The sequence below is a fragment of the Sulfidibacter corallicola genome (assembly GCF_017498545.1).
Taxonomy (GTDB): Bacteria; Acidobacteriota; Holophagae; order Acanthopleuribacterales; family Acanthopleuribacteraceae; genus Sulfidibacter; species Sulfidibacter corallicola.
Genome location: NZ_CP071793.1, coordinates 10,008,947 through 10,024,331 on the forward strand (window position 1 = coordinate 10,008,947; position 15,385 = coordinate 10,024,331).

The window sequence follows — 15,385 nt, forward strand, 5'->3', positions numbered from 1 at the left end:
AGGTCGGCTGTCTTTTCACCACCTACAGCCGCCACCGTCAATCCCCACCAAATCCACAAGGAGAGGCCATGAGTCCCTTATTCCCGCGCAAATGGCGTTTGCGTATCCTGTTATGCTGCTTGGCTTTGGTCGCACATGCCCTGCACGCACAAGACGAATCCCTCGACGACCGCTTTTCGACCGACTACGAACCCTTTACCAGTGATTCCGAAAAACTGGGCCTCAAAACCGAGGCTCCCTTTGTGAACATCAATGAATTCACCGGCAAGGTCTCCATCAATCTACCGGGACTCGACCTCGGCGATTTTGGATTGGCACCACGCTACAACGGCCCCAATCGTTGGCCGATGGAACCCGAGGGCGATTTCAACTACGATTTCGGTGCCCGTGGCGATTACGAACGCTCCCCGCTGGGTATCGGCTGGCACCTGGGTTACGGTTTCATGGTGGCCAGACAAATCAACACCGTTGCACGAGTCTGGGAAAACGTCGGTTATGTTGACAACGGCGGAAATTTCTCGGCCTTCACTCGCGACCAGGTCTTCATGGAACCCGTCACGGATTCCGGGGAACTGCCGACCCGAGGCGTCCACTACATCAGCAACGATCTTTCGCGAATCACGCGCTCTCCGTCGGGCGCATTGCCCTTCCAAGGCGGGGCTTTTTACCTGTTTAGCGCCAACGGCAGAAAAATTAAGTTCATGCCCACGGCATACGACCCCAACGCGCACATTCTCTCTCAAACCAATTACCTCGAATATTTCTACTTCTATCCGGTGGAGATCACCCAACCCAACGGACGCAGGCTGACCATTTCCTATACCCAGGACCTGATGGACAACGAGCGTCCCTTGATCGACTACGTTCAAGATTCCCACGGTCGCCGTCTCTACTTTCGCTACACCACCATCCTGGGGAAACCATACCTGGAATCCCTGGTTTTGACGGATGGTCGCAGTCCGGACGAGCCCAAAGTCGACAAACGGGAGATTCGCCGATTTGAATACCTGACGCTCCGGGCGCCCGGCGATTCCCAGAGTCATGTCTATCTGGGTGCGGTCGTTTCACCCTTGGGCCATCGTTTCGAGGTGCAGTACCAGAGCGCGAAAACCCATCCGGACCAATCTTTCCTGATGGTCGACGGCTTGACGACGCCCGAGGGAGGTGAGATCGGCCTGACCTACATGAATTTCGAAACCACCCATATTCGCGCCATTCGGGACAAAGGCTGTGTAAACAAGTACGATTGCCATGATCCGGATCTAAGGGTCTACACCGAAGATTGGGTTCGGGTACGGACCCTTTCCCATAGCGGCGGTTCCTACCTGTTCAGTTACCGACAGGGCACCATCGAGTCGCCTTGGCATTGGCGGACCAAGGACGTTTCCGTGTTGGACGTCTCGGTCACCTTGACGAGTGGATTCACCGACAAGCCCTATCGCCGGACGACCACCTATTTCGGTCACCCCCGAACGGAACCTGCATACAAGGATGGACAAGCCCATGGGGATGCGTACGTCATGGGTCGCCCCATTCACAAGATCGTCAGCTACGGCGAGGGCGGGGATATGGAAACCGCCGAACAACGATGGGAATACTCCGCGAAACTATCCCCTCATCCGCATTACTACTACGGGGGGAATGCGGACTCTGGCCGGTTGTTCGAACCATACCTGATGAAACACAGCCGTTTGGAAGACGGCCAATGGGTGGATACCCATTTCGAGTACGAACGCGTCGACGCCGACCCCTCCGCCGGTTCCTTCCTGAACCCGATTCGCCAATTCGTTCAGGCCCGCGGTTTCGCACCTCAACGGATTCACACCACCGACTACGACCATCGCTTCACCAAATTGGATCGTTTCGAAAATGCGGTCGACGACGTGTACTTCATCGGTCTTCCCAAACTGGAGGAGGTTCGTTTCGAAAGCAGCCTCATCGGAAAAGTCAGCCGTACCTTTCATCCGCTTTGGCCGCTTCCAACCCGGGTGACCAAGCACTCCGGTGCAGGCTCCGAATCTCCGGACGTGGTGACCGCCATTGAATACTATGAAGGAGGTACCTACCTCGGCCTGGAAAAGTCCCGGTCGATACCCGGGACCCTCTCCAAAATCGAACAGGTGGCTTACCGGTGGGGCATGCCCAGCATCATTCGATATCCCATCGGCCCCGACCGGACGCGCTCGATCAATTTGGACGGCACCATCGCGACCGAGACCCAGAATGGCGTGACCAAATCCTTTGAATACGATTCGGACGGACGATTGGTGAAAACGGTCTTACCCGGCGGCATGCTCCCGGATGAAGTCCGCTACTCGGAGCCCGGAGCCCCTCCCTTCGAAGAATCTTTCCGGCGAAATCCGGACAATGGCAGCCTATCCGGGTTCAAGCGAGAAATCGCCTTCGGCAGCGACCGTGGCGATGATGACCGCACGGGTAGCGGCGATCTCGACTATGTCAGCCGAACACGGGAGAACTACGACGCATGGGGCCGCTTGGCGTCCAAAGAGTTGCGCGTCAATCACCTACAAGACGGCATCGTGGAAGAAACCCTGTACAACGCCTATGGACTGCCCCGGCTCAAAAAAAACCTGGTCGACGGCAGCCAAACCTCGATTGTCTATGACGTTTTGGGTCGGCCCGTGTTGGAAAAAACGACTGAAGGGAGCGTCGAACTTTCCGTAGCTCGTTATCGATACGGCTGGGACGGTGCGGGCCAACGACGCTTGGAAGTGATCCAAAAAAACAGGGACACCGACACGGAAAGCTACATCAGGGTCACCCTTTCCGATATGGCGGAGCGGATGGTTCGTGCCGAGGCGAACGGTCAAGGCACCAACTTTCAATATGACGGAGATCTCGTCACCATCCGTCCCGACCACCCCGATCCCGACTTCGAGGGTCACCTTCGCCGCCAGCGAGTGGATTCCCTCGGCCGCATGATTTGGGAGGAACAGCCCGAGATCAACGGTAGGATCAACTACACCTACAACGAATTCGGGAAAGTGGACGAGGTCGAAGGACCCGCGGGTCATTATCGTTCGACATATGACGCACTGGCCCGGCTTACCAAACAGCAAGTCAAACGCGACGGCCTTTGGGAAACCTTGTTCACCAACGTCTACGATTGGGATACGGGCATCCTGAAAACCAAATCGGCCAACGGCGTGATCGAAACGGTCGAAGAATCGGATCAGCTCAATCGACCCACCCTGGTTTCGCTGACCATTCCGGACCTGAAACCTGGTCCCGAGGTCGTGTACCCCCTGGCGAACACGCGGGTACCGCCGGGTTTGCTGCAGGCGGATTGGGAACCGGTTCCGGGCGCCGTGGACTATGAATTTGCCTTCGAGACCCAAGGCACTTCCGCCAAACGCTTTTCCGTTCAGGTCGGGAACAGTCATACCGACGTGCCCGTAGGCGTCGTGACCACCGATATGGAACATTCCTTATTTGTTCGGGCGATCGACGAGAACGGTGAACCCACCAATTGGACCCGAGTCGATTTCTCTGGTGGGGAAAACGGGCCATGTATCGCGGCCGACGTCGGGAATCTCGACTTCGGCACGGTGATCGTCAATCAAAACGAGAATCGGTCGATCGTCTTCACCAATACCGGTAATCAACCGGGAACCGCTGTGTTGACCACCATCAACAACACCTTCAAAATACTCGACGATTCGGGTGCACCGGTGACTTCCCTTTCCTTTTCGCTGAATCCCGGATTCTCGAAAACGGTGACTCTGCGGATGCGCGGCAGCACGCCCGGACTTTACGCGAGTTCGCTCAGGGTGGATGCCGAATGCGCCTCGGACATCGACTTGATCGGTCAAATCATTCCCGAACCCTCGGACATCCGCATCACGCCCACGACCTACGACTTTGGCGAAATCGACGCCGATCAGGTCGCCTTCGGCTTCATCGACGTCGAAAATATCGGGTCCCGCCTGTGGACGGTCACCCTACGGACATTGACGGAAAGCGGATCCTTTGATTTCTACATCGACCAAACCTGGACATCGGTCGGCGATATTCACGTGGGTGCCGGCAGGTCCAAGCGCGTGCAAGTTCGGTTCAACCCCAGTGAAGGCAGGGATTATCACTGCACCATTCGGGGCGATTCGGGTGGCGGTCACGCGATTGGGTATCTGATCGGCAAAGCCGTGGAAGACATCCCCCAATTCGACATCACACCCAGCTTGGCCGACTTCGGTGAGGTGCCCGACGGCCAAATTCGCCAATATCTCATCACGGTAACGAACCAGGGTGCCCAAACGGTCACGGGTGTGGTCAATGCCAGCGGCTCCGACTTCAGCGTTCACGCCGTGAACGGAGTGCCAGGCTCCAACGCGATCTCCATTCCTGCCGGCGGTTCGGCCCAGGTCACCGTGTATTGGCAGAAACCGAGCTGGGGCCAAAGCGGCCAAACCTTCTCCGGGGTGTTCGAGGCGGTCACGAACTTCGGCCGGAAAGCGATCACCCTCAGAGCCAAAGCGGCAAGCAAATAAGGAGGCACGAGATGAAGGACAGCATGAAAAAATTCGTTTTATGTCAGTGGGTTCTTCTGGTGGCCATCCTGCCGGCCGCCGCGGCAGATATCTCCCAGGTACGTTACCACTACGATACCTTGGGAAGAATTCACCAAACGGACTACCCCAGCGGTACCTCGGTCCAGCACAGCTACAACGCGATCGATGCCGGGATCACCACCCGCTACGGTAGCGAAACCATCGTCAGCGACACCGCCTACGACGACGGAGGTCGACCGGTCAGGCGTTCCTACGCGTCGTACCAAGGCGCGGGCCTGGCCTCCCTTCAGCGTACGTATGACGGCTTGGGTCGACCCCAAAGCCGAACCGTAACCGTGAACGGGCAGATTCAGTACCGGTATTGGAATGCCGCGTTCAACCCACGCGGTTTGATATCCGGCGCGATACGCAACGATCCTGGCTACAGCGCGGTCATGTCTTACGCGTACGACGGGCGAGGCCAACTGACCGATGTTCATTACGGCAACGAGCAACTTTCCTTCGCCTACGACGAATTGGGAAACCTCCTGGAGAAGTCCGGAATCGACTCCTCCCAGCACGATCTCTACATGCCATCCGTCCAGCAACATTTCAGTGCGGGCAATCCCTTTCATCGCGACGATTGGAGATACGACGATGCCGGCAGGCTCGTTCGGGACGATCAATACACCTACGAACACAATCCGGCAGGTTTGCTGGTCGCGATCAAAGAAAGGGGCACCCGCAAACTCATTGCGCACTACCTCTACAACACCAACGGCGAACGGGTGCGCGTGGTGGATGAAACCGGCGTGAGCTATTACCATCGCGACACGACCGGCAAGGTCATCTCCGTCAGGAGGGTCGACACCGTGGGCGCCGTCAGTGGGCAGGAGTACGTGCATCACAATGGCGACCACGTGTTTACCGCCTATTACGACGACGGTGCCCAGCAAATCGATGCGGATTTACACGCCTCGGATTATTTCGGTAATGCGGCCATTCGCTGGAAGCACGGCCGAGTCGACCGCTTCGAGTACAGTCCCTTCGGGCAGCAAATACACACGGGTTCCGTCGACCACGAGGGACCCTTCGGGTTTTCCGGCCACGAAGACGACGCCAGCGGAATCATTTATATGGTCAATCGCTACCAGGATCCGGTATCTGCTCGATTCCTGACACCGGATCCCGGCAGGGATTTCGATCCCTTCGTTCCCTCCAGCTACAACCTATACGTCTATGCTCACAACAGCCCGCTCAACTTCATCGATCCCAACGGCTTGGCGGATGAATTCACTTTCTCGATCACCAGCAAAATTTCGGTTGGCGGATCGATTCTGGAAGTGACGCGACTGTACAGTATGGAGCGCTACGCGACAGCCATCAGGATTCGTCTCGCCGCCGGCTTAACGATTTCAGGAAGTGGCGATCTTCCCGTTTCTGCCAACTTGGAAGTTCGCCACAGATCGGATTGGAGCGTGGATAGTTTCCAAATCGGAGGAGGCGCAGGCACTAAATCAGTGGGAGTGGAAGTCAGCACCCAATTCAGTATGGAAGATCTGTCCTCCAGCAATGGCGTGGTGGGCGTCGACAACGTTCAAATAGGGCCGGAAAAAATTACCTTCAATACCACCACCGGAGAGTCCCGGACTATCGTCATCGGTACAGGCAGCAACAGTCTCGGCGGGGATTATGGGGCTGCGATCACCTTCAATATCGCCGATACCCAGTTGCGGGGCAAAGATGCGGCGGCTTTTAGAACCAGCACGATGCTCGTGGACGGTACGTATGGTGATTTTCTTGCCACGTCCGCAGCCTATGGGCTGTATTCCAAGGGTACCCAAATCGCCAAATCCATCCACGATACGGCCCGGACTGCCGGAACCGTCATTGACCGAGCCTATCAAATCCACAGGGGCGTCCAAGATCTCAGGCGCCGTTTTGCCAGGAAAAATTTTGGATTCTGACCCAGGAAGGGCGGCATATGCCGCCCTTTTTCACCCCGAGAGAAAACCCGCAAACCTCGTCGCCAAGAACCGGCATCCGCTGCGGGCCCAGTGATTGAAGGAGGACGGCGCCCTGGTTTGAGGGGATCGAGACGGGCTCGAATCCTATCGCCTCACCAGACACATCACCTTCCGAGCTGGCCCCGTTTGCGCAGACCTTTGGCGGTCAGCCGATAGCGTTGGGTCGGACTGCGGGGTGCCTCGGGCACGGTACGTTCGACCCATTCGCCTTCCAGCGCCGGAGCCAGGTAGTTCTTGCGAAACGAGGCGCGGTGGGAAAGCCCCAGGGCCGACATGATCTCGGTACCGCTCAGCGGTCCCGACGAAAGCGACGCCATCAGGCGGATTACTTGGTCGCTTACTTGGTCGCTTACTTGGTCGCTTACTTGGTCGGTGCTCGAAGCCTCGAGGGCGGCATCGCGCAGAGCCGCCAACATAAACTCGATAAATGGAGTAGCATCCGCCTTGTTGTCCGACTCTGCGAGGACTCGATAATATTCCGCTTGTCGCTCGCGGATCACCGCTTCCACGGGCAAGAACGCGAGCAATGGTTTCCACTGGCGGAGAATCAGCGTCTGCCATAACCTGCCCATCCGACCATTCCCATCGGCGAACGGGTGAATGAATTCCAACTCGTAATGGAAGACACAACTGGCGACCAGCGGATGCTCGTCACAGTGTTTCAGCCAATCGAGAAGCTGATCCACCAGAAAGGGAACTCGATCCGCCGGAGGAGCCATGTGGAGGAGCTGATCACCACGGAAAATCCCGACGCCACCCCCTCGAAAAGCACCGGGCCGACCTTCGAGACCCGCCATGAGGATGCCGTGTGCCGCCAAAAGATCGCCTCGAGAGGTCGGATCCCATCCGCCCATAGCGTCGTATGCGGAAAAAGCGTTGCGGACTTCCTGAATCTCACGGGGATCACCCAACACGGCCTTGCCATCGATGACTGCGGTAACTTGCTCCAAGGACATCGTATTGTTCTCGATTGCGAGCGAGGCTTGAATGGTCCGAATTCGATTTTCCCGCCGCAAACGGGGGGTCAACTGGCTTTCCGCTAAAACGGTGAGTCGCCCGATCCACTCGCTGATCTCGGCAACGAGGCGCAACACGGTTTGCGTCAAAGCATTGGGCGGTTGGTATCGATCGTGATGACTCAAACGGGCTCACCTCATGTTCCTTCGGGTCCGGGCAACCTGGTGATTCGGTAGCTCATGGATACACCAAAAAAGAGACTCACTCAAGGCGATTCGCGTCATCGCAGCAAAGGAAAATTTTTGAATTCGGTCACAAGGAATCCAAGATCGTAGCCTGTCAATCTTGCCGGACGTCGTACATCCCGTGCCCCGGACTTTTTCCGAGTAACAAACAGCGTCACCTGAAATCCACCTTCGAGGTTGCGCGTGCGGCGCCTATTCGGGTTCCCATGGCATGACCAGGCACGACACCGAGAGAAAAAACACCAAGTTTCCCGGGTAGCCCACTCTATCCACGAGAGCCCGCGACCTCGATTGACAAAAATCCAGGAACTTGGGAGAATCACCGAAACCAACTTTTCATATTCAGGTGAGCCCATGCCCAGGCTGGATTTCTACAATTACGACGATCTCACGTTGTTTGTCCGCATCAAACTCACGGATCGCAGCCTCCTGATCGGTCGCTCCTCCGATTGCCATGTGCAATTGCCCAATGAAAAAGTTTCGAGGATTCACGCCACGATTTTGGTCATGCCCGAAGAGCGGTACTCCCTAAAAGATTGCAGTGCGAACGGAACCCGCGTCAATGGCGCGATCGTCGAGGGCGAGACCGAGCTCAACCCCGGCGATCGGATTTATATCGAGAACTACATCATCATCTATCAGCCCAAGGATGCCCCGGTCGAAGATTTGACGGAAGACCGCACGCTCAGGGGCTGAATCCGCCGGAGTCGCCTGCCCCGAGAAAGGGCCTGGGAATCGATACAGCTCGTCAAAAACAATTCGAAATACGTGTTCCCTGGCTTCCATGCTCCCCTGATTGCTTTTTTCCAGGAGCAAAGTGATCGGTTCGGCCTTGTCCACCACGTTCGTCAGATACCTTTATGGTCTTTCGTTCATTGCCCACATGAGTGTACCAGATAAACCGCCCCCTACCTCTTTGGGAGACGCGCGATTGTGGGGATGCCTGGCGTTCTTTGGATTTCCCATTGCGTAGGTAAAGGCGCAGTCATTTAGATGAACCAAGCCGGTGGAGCTCATGGTCGGATGGGCCGGGGTCTTGCCCGGGTTTAAACGAACACGTCATGCCTTCTCGGACAATGTCGTCTACATTGCAGGAAAGACCACGACCGCCCGCGCCGTTGTGGCTGCTCCTAGGGAATCTGCGCACAAGTTCCTTCCCAAACCTCAAAGCAAATGCGATTTCCGCTTCTCCAGAGCAGGCGGCAGCCGGTGGAGTACTCCCCACCGTAAACACAATGGCCTTCTTCGTTAAACCATTCGCAATCAAAACACCCGCGCGTCAGCGCCCAGGCATTGAACCCTACGATGAGCATCAATGTCAGCACAATGACTGTGAATTTTTTCAACATGGTTCTCTCCTTCTATTTCAGATCGATTCTCTTGAGTTCGATAACATCGGAACCATCCTTGGAAGAGCGTTTTTGTAGCAGCTCTCCATTGGGGCCCAGTACCACCGGCCCCACATCGGACTGCACCTTCCAGGGAGTCTTTGTTTGCTCCCGGTGATAGAGCAGAAACCTGTTTTCGCGGAAATTGCGATACGACACCAGCAGATCACCGGAGGGAGACACCGCGAATCCGGTGATGACTTGATACATGTCGTTCCACCAGTTCAACTCTCCCTTCCGAAACACGTCATCGAGCAGCGTTCCGGGAAAGCCGGGGTGAGTGATCGTATCTACCTGTTTCCCATGCAGATCGAACACATCAATGCGAAAACGGAACGCATGGACGAAGTAGATCTTTCTGTCCTGTACCGCTAAAAAGCCGGACTGCATACCAAACATTTCGTCCATTGGCTTCAGTGGATCTCCGAAGGACACCAGTTTCTTCCCAGAACGGGAAAACCGGTGGATCATTTTTTTGGTTTTTGGGTCAAAGCCCAATACAAACAGATCGTCGGGCATCAGCACCAAATCACTGCAGGGCATCCCCACTCGAATCTCTTGTCGAGGCACTAGGTCATGAGAAAAGAGAATGAGCGAACGCTTGCCAAAATCCGCCACGCCCACCTCCGACTCCGTGATCGCGAGATAGCGTAGCTTCTGGAACTCTTCGGGGCCTTGCCCTCTCTGGCAATAGGAGGACATGAGCACGCCAGTGTGATCGAGTTGGTACAGGCAATTGCTATTGCCATCGGACACAAAGATATGCTGCCGGGTGAAGCCGATATCCCCGGCACTGTTGATCGCTTTGTCCAGCCGGATCGGTGGCGAAAGGCTGAGAATTCCTAAAAGAGCAATCAGAGTCGAATGGCCCACATTCTCGTCCTTTCTTCCTCGTCCGAATGAATCTGCGCCAGGAATCGCTGGCCCACATGCCCGCGCAAGATAAGATCATCAATCCAGCGTTCCTCTACGAGGAGGCCATCTCTCAATTTCATCAGATAGGTTTTGTTGCGAAACACCATAGGCTTATTCCGATGTCCCCGGATTTCATAAGCAGCGTAGGTAATCCACTCTTCATCCCGAACCTTCATATAGATGCTGGGAGCAAACTTCACCACCGTGCCGTCATGCTGCACACCCAGCCGGATATTTGCCGCCCGATCTTCTTCCGGCGTCTCTGTGAGCGTATCGATCAACTCTTTGGGGTTCTTCCAATGGTAGTTCGGCTGTACTGGGTACTGCTCCAACAATTCCAATTGGTAATCCAGCACCATCACCTGCTGAATCGCCGGAACCCAGAGCTTGAGCTGATTATCCGTCACCAGGGGACGCAATGCCTTCAGGCAGTACTCGTACTGCACGATGGTGAGGGGGTATTTGCGGGAAAGCAGATGCTGCTGTACGGTGTCGTAGCAGTAGAGCAGCAACTCTTCCGTATTCAGCGAACCCACAAAGAGCACCTCGTGTTTCCAATGCGCGAACGCAAAATCGCCACTGAGGCCGGGGTTGACCTTTCGGATCAACTCATAACTCCGATAGATCAGAAAATCGCCCATTCCGGCGGGATCAAACAAGATCAGATGGTCGCCGGACTGAAAGTAGTGGGGGGCATCCTCACGAGTAATTCTAAGGCTATGGGTCTCCTCCCCCTGGTGGCAACGCCAGGTCCCGTCCTTGTCCACAAAGTAGATGAGCTCGGAAGGCACGGGCTGGGGCACTGTCAATTTGGCGTCTAGGGGAGTTCCGGAATGCGCTGGTTTTGGAGAAGAGAGCAAATCAGCGGAGGTATCGCTGCGCACCACAAGCAGAGATCCCACCACGAGGATCAGAATTCCCAGAATCACAAAGGCATAACGCATGGATTGGGTTCCTTGTCAATGATTCCTCCGGCAGCAAAATAAAGGAACAAGGAGACCGGAAGCTCTACGCAGGGCAGGGCAAATTACCTATCCCAGGTCACGAAAGTCAAGACTACACAGAAAGTATAAAATTCACACTAAAAAGTATGCCACAAGTTAATTGATTTTAGGATGAAATTTCCGAACATACATAACGTGCATCACGCCAACCGTGAAGCTGTCTCTCTCCCCCTGCATCCAGCGTCAACTCATTCAGCGTTTCCGGGAGTTAATACCTGAAATGCTAATGCTTTGCCAGGTATTTACGGATCGCTTCGGCGTTGACCATTTCACTCAGACCATCGCTGCACAGCAGAATCAGATTACCGGATTCCAGCGGTACTTCTCGGATTCAGACTCCAATTTCGCCCTGCCTGCATTGGCCATGCCCCACCCGGCTTAATCCGAGAAACACTTGAGCCTACCTTTGCCGGAATCAGCCACAAAAGCGACAGTACGCCCACGACTAAAGCACCTCGCGAGTTCGGCCAGAAGGATCACTTCAAATGGAGTGGCAATCTCTTGGTATCATACTTCGACCAAAAGGTTCGCTTACGACCATGGTCCCGAAATAATTCATCCACGAACCCTGTATGATGTCGAATATGTTTCCAATCAGTAATGGATACACTCAATTCGTCCAACTTTTTCAAATAACCAACACCATACGAATAGGATTTGGTTCTACCACATCGGAGAATGGAAGTCAGCAATCCACGGTAAATCACCGTTGATGCCAACAATCGTTCTTCTCTTTCCAAAAACTCGGCCAAAGAGAGAAGGTATTCATAGTTGGCATGTTCAAGTTCCTTCGCTCTATCGATAGTATAGAATTCCAGCGCGTCAACCTGGCCAGTGGACCGAAGAAACGCAACATCGGAACACCAAAAGTGCGGATTCTCGAGGATCAATGCCACTTCATTGGTGACGAGTTTCTCCCGCTCCCCCTGACCCACGACATCCAATAGTTCCTGCAACGCTTCGAGAGTACGATGCGACTGGAACTTCCGGTACAAGACCTCGGCCAGCTTGGTTTCATCGCCCAGCTTCCGGGAAACCTCGATCCACAACCGCTCCAGTTCACCGACCATACTCGTTTCCCCTTCCGGGATCTTGCGTAACCAAGCCGCGGCCGTCCGAACATCGCCTTTCACCAGGTAAACCCGGGCGATGTCGATGCAAGCAGCCGCCTTTGCCTTTCCATCTGTATATCCGAATGAAGCCAGCCGGGTTCGTTCATAGAGTTGGAGGTCATCTATCTGTAGAGCCAGAGATTGAACCAGCGTCAAGAGGTGGTATTTCTGGTGTTCATCCTTCTCACCATCCGCCCACTTCTGAAGCTTGGCTATCATCGTATCGATCATCGATTCCGGGAGCCAATCCTCTGCAAAATCGATCAAGGCATCCCGAACACCATAGCGATCCACGCGGCAAAGCCGAAGTATGAGTTCGGCAACCTTCTCTTTATCGGGACAGCGTGTGGCGTAATCCTCAAATACCGCTTGCGCCTCGAGACGAAACAACTCGATGACATAATCATCGGGAGCATCGCAGTAGCCCAGCGTTTTCCGGTCAGTTTCATAAAAAGTGGCGACAAGATCGAGGCCCTCAAAGGGATCAGTGACATGGTTCTCCAAATCCCTGAGTAACTGCTCCAATTCTTCAACATATGACCACGAATCTCTTGGAGAATCCTCGTAGTCCGACCAATCCAAACGGGCCAGTTCTTTCTTGATTCGAAGCACGTGCTCCTCCGGAGCTGCGGTCAGACACTCGACCGCCCGCGCCGCCTCTTCCGACCGCTCGGCAAGTTTCAATAGGGTCTCAGCCAGGGTCTCGGCGCCCAAAGCGATCAGGTCCCGTTTTCTATCTTTCATCACGGCACCACCTTAAATGATCTTAGGAGTGGCAACACATTGCTTTTAACACCGAAACGGGTTTACCCCTTAAGCAGGGCATAAATCGGAATTGTGACCCCTATCTCTGGAAATCGAATCATCCATGTTTCCATGAGGCGTCTGTCACTGGCCATTGGGATATCCCCAGTTTTCGTTCAAATTGACCCGCCGATCCGAATGGCTCTATTCGCTCAAAGAGAGTTCGACCAATTCTTTTTTGGCGGCAACCTCAACGGTCATCAATAGCTGCGTCTGATTTACGTCAGTTAAGTAATCGACTTCTGGCCCCACCTGTCCCAGGATGTTGAACGATTCACTTACAAGATCGTAGGACCACAGCCGACCTTCCTTGCTAATTCCATAAATCACATTGGCGTGCATCACGAACGATTTCGCTCTTCCGCTCTGCTTGTCCAAGACTTTAATACGTCGATCTTCAGCGGGCCCAGGTTGCCAAAATCGACCCATGGTATCTTTATAGATTAATCGACCATCTTCGCTCTTACGTGCCCATAACACTGCTCTATCTGTTAGTTCTCTCATCTCGAAGTTAGTCAAGTTGCACTCGACAAGTTTAAATACTCCTTGGATACGAACCAGCAATAAAGCGTTGTTGGCTGTGCTATCCCATTGATAAAGTAGTATTATAGGAAGATCCAATGGAAAGGATTTTTGATTTGAATCCAGAAATACCTGATAAAGGGCGGAATTCGCGTTCACTAACAGACTTTGTCCGTCTTCGGCCCATTCGATCCCACGAATATATGTATCCATAGGAAATTGGGTCAACTGGCGGGACTCCTGGCCATCGCTTATCCATACCTGTTCCTCACCTGAACGTCGTGACCAAAATGCAATGAGGTTACCGCCAGGTTGAAAAGTGGCATAGTCCTCACCGAGATTAGAGCGCTCGAAGCTTGCGTAAGGTTGGGATTGTTGTTCAAAACGATCGAGCTGGCGTAGCACGATATCACTATCGTACGGCCCTTTGAGCATAAGTAATCTTTTGCCATCCGGATGAAATTCAGGTTGCCCCACCCTATCGGCTAAGGGCGTATTGATTTTGGCGACCTCACCCTCGTAGGAGAGGGTAAAGAGTTGTTTACCGGTGCTAAAGATAAGTTGCTCGTCCATGGGAGCAAAATTCGGATAGATCGGCCGGTACTTAGGTATTTCCGGCGGGACTTTTATCGGGTGGCTGGATAAAAGTCGTCCGTCAGTGCTCAGCATGTCAATGGTCTGTCGGCCATCGTGCTGGAACCGGGTCACCGCGATCAGGTCATCTCTCGCGGAGTAACAATAGTCCACCAAGTTGCCGTCTTCGGCCTCGTATAAATCCTTGCATTTATTCTCGCTTACCGAGTATTTGATTAACTTCCAACGGCTTGATTTCAATTGCAACATCGCGATATCGTCGTTACCGATCCAAAGGGGTTTGGAGAGCACGGAATTTTCGCAGCGCAACATCAAGCTCGGCACTTGTGGGCTTTCGAGCGCCCTATCAAAATCGAGGCTCACCAAATCGTAGCAACTCGTCTGCGTACTGGAGTCCGTGCACGCTTCGGTCGCCAAGAACACCAATTTCTTGCCATCTTTCGAAACACTATGGCTTCCGTATGCACCCCAATCCAGGGTTAACTGGGTTTCTTTTTGCGTCTCAATGTTCTTGGCCCACACTTTGTTGACGCATAGTTTATCTAAGTAACGATGGAAAACGATGTATTGACCGTCGGGCGTATAGGTCGCGTCAAATTCTTTGTCGTCCGTAGCCGTGAGCGATCGTATTTGGCTAAAAGATATCGGCGAACTTGGCTTAGGTGCCAGGTACGGATATCCCACCAGAAGAATAAGACCGACGACAGCAAACAAACCCCAACGCAGAGGAACGGCTTTCTTTGCACTCGTATCGCGCTTGGGTTCTTGAACATCAATCTCATCCACCGCATTTTTTGGGGAATGCGGTTGGGGTGAGTCGGATGTCTCTACCTCTGGCGCGACCTGGTCTGGCGCGACCCGGTCTAGCGCGACCCGGTCTGACGCGACCCGGTCCAACGCGACCCGGTCGGCGGTTTCTTGCCATCGAACATCGCACTCCAGGCTATATCCCTTTTTGGCATGGGTCTTAATGTAGACCTGGACTTTGCCATCATCGCCCAGGGCCTTTCTCAACTGGGCGATGCTTTTTTGAAGGGTGTTGGGTGAGACCACCGTGTCTTGCCAAACATTCGCTAACAGGGCGTCGTGGCTGACCACCTTTCCTTGGTTTTCCGCAAGGAAAGTCAAAACAGCCAGTGCTTTGGGAGCGAGAGTTTGAGATTGCTGGTTTTGGGTGATTTGGTTTCTCGATAAATCGATAAAGAAACCACCGATCCAATATTGTTCTGCCATATCACTTCTTGCCAGGACGAAAACTGGTGCGCAATTGTGCGTCGAATCGAGAACACCGATCTTAACACACACTCTG

9 protein-coding genes are annotated in these 15,385 nt (G+C 54.1%); 3 read left to right on the top strand and 6 right to left on the bottom strand.

The window, feature by feature from the left end; all coding sequences use genetic code 11:
* Positions 1-68 precede the first annotated feature (68 nt).
* Both J3U87_RS30230 and J3U87_RS30235 read left to right on the top strand, forming a co-directional pair.
* Entirely contained in the window at positions 69-4,508 is a 4,440-nt protein-coding gene (locus tag J3U87_RS30230; protein WP_237379525.1) for a hypothetical protein, read from the top strand.
* Between the two features lie 11 nt (positions 4,509-4,519).
* On the top strand, positions 4,520-6,475 hold the full coding sequence (locus tag J3U87_RS30235; RefSeq protein ID WP_237379526.1) for an RHS repeat-associated core domain-containing protein: 1,956 nt from the start codon (positions 4,520-4,522) through the stop codon (positions 6,473-6,475).
* 164 nt (positions 6,476-6,639) lie between these two features.
* Here J3U87_RS30235 and J3U87_RS30240 read toward each other — a convergent pair whose 3' ends face one another.
* Complete coding sequence (locus J3U87_RS30240) at positions 6,640-7,677, bottom strand: Fic family protein (protein WP_237379527.1); 1,038 nt, start codon at positions 7,675-7,677, stop codon at positions 6,640-6,642.
* Between the two features lie 414 nt (positions 7,678-8,091).
* Between J3U87_RS30240 and J3U87_RS30245 the strand changes: the two genes are divergently transcribed.
* Complete coding sequence (locus tag J3U87_RS30245; protein ID WP_237379528.1) at positions 8,092-8,433, top strand: FHA domain-containing protein; 342 nt, start codon at positions 8,092-8,094, stop codon at positions 8,431-8,433.
* 434 nt (positions 8,434-8,867) lie between these two features.
* Here the strand turns inward: J3U87_RS30245 and J3U87_RS30250 are convergent, their stop codons facing one another.
* The 5 genes from J3U87_RS30250 to J3U87_RS30270 all read right to left on the bottom strand — a co-directional run bounded on the left by J3U87_RS30250 (position 8,868) and on the right by J3U87_RS30270 (position 15,309).
* A complete protein-coding gene (locus J3U87_RS30250) occupies positions 8,868-9,086 on the bottom strand; it encodes a hypothetical protein (RefSeq protein WP_237379529.1) in 219 nt (72 codons plus the stop codon).
* A 12-nt stretch (positions 9,087-9,098) separates the two neighbouring features.
* A complete protein-coding gene (locus J3U87_RS30255; RefSeq protein WP_237379530.1) occupies positions 9,099-9,998 on the bottom strand; it encodes a 6-bladed beta-propeller in 900 nt (299 codons plus the stop codon).
* A complete protein-coding gene (locus J3U87_RS30260) occupies positions 9,980-10,984 on the bottom strand; it encodes a hypothetical protein (protein WP_237379531.1) in 1,005 nt (334 codons plus the stop codon). Before J3U87_RS30260 ends, J3U87_RS30255 begins: the two co-directional genes overlap by 19 nt.
* Before the next feature lie 536 nt (positions 10,985-11,520).
* Positions 11,521-12,900 carry a DUF6880 family protein gene (locus J3U87_RS30265; RefSeq protein WP_237379532.1) on the bottom strand — a complete coding sequence of 460 codons (1,380 nt, stop codon included), beginning with the start codon at positions 12,898-12,900 and terminating at the stop codon, positions 11,521-11,523.
* A 204-nt stretch (positions 12,901-13,104) separates the two neighbouring features.
* Complete coding sequence (locus J3U87_RS30270) at positions 13,105-15,309, bottom strand: winged helix-turn-helix domain-containing protein (RefSeq protein WP_237379533.1); 2,205 nt, start codon at positions 15,307-15,309, stop codon at positions 13,105-13,107.
* Between the last annotated feature and the right edge of the window lie 76 nt (positions 15,310-15,385).